Annotated in this window: 1 rRNA gene; it reads right to left on the reverse strand. The window is 38.5% G+C overall.

The window, feature by feature from the left end:
• Window positions 1-464: 464 nt before the first annotated feature.
• Window positions 465-525 (reverse strand): 16S ribosomal RNA (locus HGP28_RS19070); the annotation flags it as partial.

The following is a 525-nucleotide window of genomic DNA, read 5'->3' on the forward strand; positions in this document are numbered from 1 at the left end:
CATCGCCTCTGACTGCCAAGGCATCCACCGTGTACGCTTAGTCACTTAACCATACAACCCCAAAGGGTCTTACAGCTTAAATTTACTTTCACTTTGAAAAGTGAAAACAAACTAAGTAACCAAAGTTGTCTGCAATTAACTCTTTGCTTTCACTTTGAAAAGTGAAGACAAACAGGACATGATGCAGACTCGATTTTGCCGGACTCAATTTCGAATAATCACTTAACAGTGATATTCCCAAGAACACTTGAATGTGCTCGTTCACTTTCACTTTAAAAAGTGAAAACAAACAGTTGGTACTTACTTAAAAAGTAAGTATTGAGAACTTTACAAACAAACACTTATCTATTTAAGACAAGATTTGTTTTGTCAGCTTTCCAAATTGTTAAAGAGCTATGTTAGCTACAAGCTTTCGCTTGTAAACCATCAATCTGTGTGGACACTTGTTTCAAACAATCATCGTATAAGGAGGTGATCCAGCGCCAGGTTCCCCTAGCGCTACCTTGTTACGACTTCACCCCAGTC

This window comes from Vibrio agarilyticus, from assembly GCF_012641465.1.
Taxonomy (GTDB): domain Bacteria; phylum Pseudomonadota; class Gammaproteobacteria; order Enterobacterales; family Vibrionaceae; genus Vibrio; species Vibrio agarilyticus.